Below are 6,000 nucleotides of genomic sequence, written 5' to 3'. Positions count from 1 at the left end.
TCCCGCATCTTTAATGCCATCTTTCTCATAAAACTCATCCAAATACTTCCTGAATCCCTCTTCCAAATCAGAGTCTATACTATTCGGAGCTCTCCTAAACTTAGACACAAAAGACAAGGTACTCATCCTAAACGTCTTCATAAACGATAAAATTCTATTCAAAATACTCTTCCTATCTGAAGAAGCTACTGCCAAAGGTTTTTCCTGTGAAACAGCAGACCTTGTTTCTTCAGACCTTTCCTGTAACACAGGCAGAGCATCTGAGTCCAGCCTGCCAGCAGAATCGGTTTCAGAAATACTTTGAGCTTCTTCTTCGGCAGGTTTCTTTTCTGTATCCTTCCTACTAAACAATCTGCCTATCCATCTCCTTATCGGCTCGCTCGTCAATGCCGTATAATCAGGCGAGTCTCCTAACGATACTATTAGCTCTTCTAACCACTCTATTTTATGTATAAATCCCGCTATCTTACTACCTCTATCCGCTCTTCCTTTCCAATCTGCATGCCTGAGTTCATGCCTTATAAATACTTCTAATAAATTTCTATTCTTTATATTTCCGTTTTCATCAAAAAACAAAACTGACAAAAGCGGATAATTGAGGTGTATTGTTTCGTCGAAATACATTGCTACATCACTTTCTTCTACGAGATTTTCTATGTCCAAACTCTTACTTAAATTCGATAACTCCTCCTCTTTTGTTTGCTTTTCCCCAAACATCTTTATTATTTCTTCATTTTTTGTACCTTCTTTCCCTGCCTTTTTCATTTTATCCTGCAAATTTTTTATCTCTTCCTCTATCTCCACCCCCTTGCCTATTATATTATTCAACACTTCTTCTACCGTTGTCTTTCTGCCTTCTTTCAACATCTTATCCATCAACTCCGCTCTCAATGACTCATCAGATATATTGTTCAACAGTTTTTCTACCGTTATATCTTTGTTCAACATCTTGTTTATCAGCTTCCCTCTTAAATCGCCAGATATATTATTCAGTACCTTCCCCAATATTCTAAAATCCAGCCTCTCTTCACCGCTTTCCACTACCCCTCTCTTCACCAACTCTTTTATCGCATCTTCCATCACTTTCTTCTGAGATATAGAAAATTCTAAAGATTTCCCCGTCCGTTTTATGCTGTATACACCAGCTATTCCCAATAACACATAGCCGAGCATTCCCATTCCCAGTACCGCTCCATGTAAAATCACAATGCTGCCTATCACCATTGACACTGATAGTATAAATCCCGCCAAAAATGCTTTTGTTCCCGCATTTATGCTCTTTTCCGACTTCTCCCTTCTTTCTCTTTCCTCAGGATTTTTAAACTTCCTTTCTCTTGCATCATAATTATATTCCGTTATACTTCCTTCTCTCTCCACCACCAGCCTTATGTCTTTTTCTCCTCTGTACTCTATTTCCGCTTTTATTATTTCTTTATCACCTTCTCCATGTTTCTTATTTATTACTTTCTTTAGAAATTCATTCACTTCTGTCAAAGTCTTATTATCTATTTTCCCAGCGTTTACCAGCGTTCCAGCTACAATAGCCGCATATTCTCCCCGCATATCATCCATCCCATTCACATATTGCGTTAAGTTTAACGCCGCTAATGCCTGAAATAATACCTTACTCTGCTCCTTGGCTATCTGATAATACTTTTCCTCCGCAGCCTTCACCCCACCGCTCACATTCGGCGTCACCACTAACGCTGTTATCCCTCTCTTAACTAACTCATTGTACACGCCCTCTGTATGAAATCCTCCCGTTACCACTACATATATCTTCTTTCCTTCCAACTCTTTTACCACTCTCTCCACTCCTGCCTCTTCCCCTATCACTGTTGCCTTATTCTTCTCTATCCCTATATTATCCAAAAAGTGATCATTCCTTTTTATGTTTACTTCATAAAACTTCTCTGTTTCCTCTATATACCTATCCAACATATCCTTTTTAGCATTATCTATATACTTCACCCACAAACTATCAAATTCCCCCTTATTCACTTTATAATACTCGTAATCATCCGCAGTTATCTTACTAGATAAAAAATCTCTCAAATATTTTTCGAATTCCACCATAAACGATACTTCTCTTTCGCTTCTACTTAATCCAAAACTCTCCCTTATTTCGTCTACCAGTTTACTTTCTTCTTTTATCAATTCTAACGGGTTTATCTTCTGACTCAACTCTACATAACCTAAAAATCTAGCCAAATTCGGATAATTTATATCTAAATCTATCTTGTACTCCCTCGCAAACTTTATTAAATATACATATAATTTATCTATTTCACTGAAATTATTTGTATTATCCATTATCATCTTGTACGCCTGATACGGCAACACCTCTTTCAACTTCGCTATCACGCTGCCCAATTCCAGAGTTATTCTCTTATAATTTAAGTTTCCCTCTTCTTCCAATAGCATCTTATAAGCGTCTATATTTTCATACTTGTAGATGTCTATCCCAAGCTTGTCCGTATGTTTATACAGCAATGTAAAGTATTTTTTGCCATCTATCTTCCCATCACTATACTCCTTTGACAACTTATCCAGCTTATTTTGTTGATGATTATAATATTTATCTTTTAATCTCCTTATGTCTTCACTTATACTGCCCAATATTATCTCTATCTCTCCCTGCGAATCCAATATCTTCCCAAACCTCACCAAATTATCTAAATATTCCTTTTTACTCTCCAATCCTTTTATCAGTTTCTCACGACCGCTATTTACTGCATAATATTCCGCTCCCGTTAAGCGGCCGCTGTCTATCATCAATTCTAATATTTGTTCCCTCTTGTCCTTGTCTGTCTCTACCCCAAGCCAGCTCACGTCAACGTCTCCATATGCTCCTTCCAAATATACCCTTTCCACACCATACTTCTTATCAAATGTCTCTATTATCTTGCTTATATTTTTCTGAACATCCGGATGGGAATGCAAATCCTGTATGTTTATAACTACGCTATCACTGCCTCCATAATTACCATACGTTATCTTCCCGTACGAATACGGCAGCGTAAACCCTTCAAATATCTGATTGAACTGCTTCGCATCTCTCTGCCTATCCGCTATCGCACCTATCGCTTCCCCGCATACCGATGTCATCACAAAGCATATTGACACCAATATCGCAGTTATTTTTATTCCGTTTATTCCTTTTATCTTTGGCAGCAATATATCACCTGCTCCAGTCCACATCCCGCTCAGCCATTCTTTTATTCTCTTTTTTGTTTTCATCTTTTTCTCCCTATGCTTTTCCATTTCTGCCTTAAAAATGAAAAATCCCATCTTTATATTAACTTAAAGACGGGACAGCATACTTTATTATTTTTTTATTTGTTACCTTATTCACTTCATCGGGTATTCCCCTTGGCAATACCCTCATTATCAGCATTATTATTATTCCTATTGCAATTGCTATACCTTTACCTCCGCTGTCTCTGCTTTTATATATATCATTCCCTATAACACATATAACTTGCTCACTTTTTATCATATCTTTTGCACTCATCATTCTCGTATCCCTGCCCAGCCCAAATATGTTCTCTCCCATCCCCTTCTTCACCTCTTTCTTCCCGCTTTTCATTATGTATAATATTCCTTCTTCACTCCCTTCTGTGCCTTCTGTTCTTCCAAATTCTTCTTCAATCATTTTCTTTATTATCTCAAACGGCTTATTCATTAATTTATGTATCTTCCACACTTTATTAACTTCTGTTGAATCTATTTTTATTTGGGGAACATAATCCGTTCCTTTTATTATCGCCGCATTTACTATATTTGCCAGCATAACTAATACAATAAATAGCGACAATTTCAACTTTACTGTTTTTTTAAATAAAACACAATATTTTCTTTTCATTTTTCCCATGTAAATAGTATATATCCCATTTATTACTTTTTCAATGATAATTTATGTGAAATTACAAAATATTACTTTTTTTGTGTTAATATATTATAGGACAATAGTGAAAAATATAACAGCAAAATTTGTGAATTTTTTGAAAATTATTTTGTGGTTTATGGATATAAAATTTACAATTTTGCCTCATAAATACATTTGTACCCTATCAAGCAAATAAACATATTTAAAAAGTATTTTTAATTTTTGTTTTTAGGAATTAATTTTATCATAAAAAGGCATTACAACAATTAGAATTCCTTTGACCGTAGAGTCGGGGCATTTAATGCAGCGAAACTTTTGTTTCGCCCGCTTTGAGGGTTGATTTCACATATTCATTTTAGAATGACTGACTTTAGTTTTGTACGTATTTTATTTCTTTCAGACTGTTCATACCGTAAAGTTTTTGTAGTCATATCGGTCACTGTAGCAGGACCAAAATATTGAATAGGTCCGGGGAATATGTAACTTTCCGCAACAGCCCATTTGTTTCTGTTTTTTGCAAGCTCTTTAAATGGCCTGCCTTTTAAATTAACTAAAGCCTTCTGAATAACGGGCTTGTCGTGACCATGTCTTCTTTCAATATTCATCATCATCGTCAAAGGAATTCCTCCGCAAATCCATTCTTTTGAAGGTTTTGTGAGATTTCTTACAGATGATAAATATCCACTCATTCCATTAAGAACCAAAGCTGCGGCATTGTATCCTAATGCATAAGTATAATTTGCATCAAAATTTGAAGGAATTCCACAGCGTCCTTCATATCCAAAAAAATGTGTAATCGCCGAGAATTTTCCGGCGTATTTTCCGGATTTTTTTAGTTCCGAAAGTTTTTTGTGAACCATTTCAATCAAAAGTTTTTCTGTTTCGATTAATGAAACCTGAACGTTTCCGTGCGGATCTCTGTCAAGCATAAGCTGGGAAGCAATTCCTGCGGGAAGAGATTTCATCAAATCCGAAAGTTTTTTCGGAAGTTTTTTAAAAATAAAATCTTTTTTGGCTTCGATTGAGCTTATCTCGCAGAGCGCCGAAGCGTTTTGTGCCAAAACGTCATTGAGAGAAGAGATAAGTTCTTTCATTTCGGGAATAAATTCGATTAAGCCTTCTGGAATCAAAACCACTCCGAAATTTTTACCTAGATTTGCACGTTTTACGATAATGTCAGATATGCCGTCAACCACTTTTTCCAAAGTCATTTTTTTTGCGAGAATTTCTTCTCCAACAAGAACTATATTTGGCTGTGTTTTAAAACCGACTTCTATAGTTATATGTGATGCACTTCTTCCCATAAGCCTTACAAAATGCCAATATTTTTGCGCCGAGTTGACATCTCTGCATATATTTCCGACAAGTTCTGCATAAATTTTTGTCGCCGTATCGAAACCAAAGGAAGTTTCTATATAATCATTTTTTAAATCTCCGTCAATCGTTTTAGGAACGCCTACAACGCATATATCTTTGACATTTTCATTGTGCACATATTCAGCTATAAGAGCTGCATTCGTATTTGAATCGTCTCCGCCTACGACTACCAAAGCGTCTATTTTGTTTTTCAATATATTGTCTTTTGCTGTACAGAACTGCTGTGGAGTTTCAATTTTTGTTCTGCCTGATTGTATAAAATCAAAACCGCCGGTATTTCTATAATCCAAAAGAACTTTTTCAGATATTACTTTATATCTATTTTCAAGAATTCCAGATGGGCCACCTAGATAACCTATCAAAACATTACTTTTATTCGCTTTTTTCAAACCGTCAAACAAGCCAGCTATTACGTTATGTCCGCCAGGAGCCTGCCCTCCCGAAAGAACAACCGCGGCTTTGACAGTTTTCTTTCCTATTCCGAAATTTGTGCCTTTAGTAAAAGTAACCTCCGGCAGCCCATAAGTATTTTTAAAAATATTTTTAATTTTTGACTGATTGGCAACAGACTTTGTCGGTTTACCTTTTTTAGGTTTAACGAAAACGGGGCCGGCTTTTAAAACTTCAGGAAGAATGGGTTTAAATTTACACCTTTCAATTTGAAGCTCAGACACATTTTTACTGGACATTTTACGCATCCTCCAAAACAAATTTTATGTATAAAAAAATGAATG

The 6,000-nt window shown here is 35.9% G+C and carries 3 protein-coding genes; all 3 read right to left on the bottom strand.

Going from position 1 to position 6,000, the window contains the following annotated elements:
* A partial coding sequence (locus LBD46_07780) for a hypothetical protein (protein MDR2427056.1) occupies positions 1-3,240 on the bottom strand: 3,240 nt, incomplete at its 3' end.
* Between the two features lie 58 nt (positions 3,241-3,298).
* Positions 3,299-3,874, bottom strand: a complete 576-nt coding sequence (locus tag LBD46_07775; protein MDR2427055.1) for a hypothetical protein — start codon at positions 3,872-3,874, stop codon at positions 3,299-3,301.
* Positions 3,875-4,239: 365 nt separating this feature from the next.
* A complete protein-coding gene (locus LBD46_07770; GenBank protein ID MDR2427054.1) occupies positions 4,240-5,955 on the bottom strand; it encodes a diphosphate--fructose-6-phosphate 1-phosphotransferase in 1,716 nt (571 codons plus the stop codon).
* Positions 5,956-6,000 lie beyond the last annotated feature (45 nt).

Origin of the sequence: Candidatus Endomicrobium procryptotermitis (genome assembly GCA_031279415.1) — a bacterium.
Taxonomy (GTDB): Bacteria; Elusimicrobiota; Endomicrobiia; order Endomicrobiales; family Endomicrobiaceae; genus Endomicrobium_B; species Endomicrobium_B procryptotermitis.
The sequence above is the reverse complement of the archived record's forward strand: the minus strand, read 5'-3'. Positions and strand labels throughout refer to the sequence as shown.

What these genes read in the sequence shown, in the direction of transcription:
- LBD46_07775 (MDR2427055.1), bottom strand. Translation starts at nt 3,874, where the DNA reads ATGGGAAAAATGAAAAGAAAATATTGTGTTTTATTTAAAAAAACAGTA.
- LBD46_07770 (MDR2427054.1), bottom strand. Translation starts at nt 5,955, where the DNA reads ATGTCCAGTAAAAATGTGTCTGAGCTTCAAATTGAAAGGTGTAAATTT.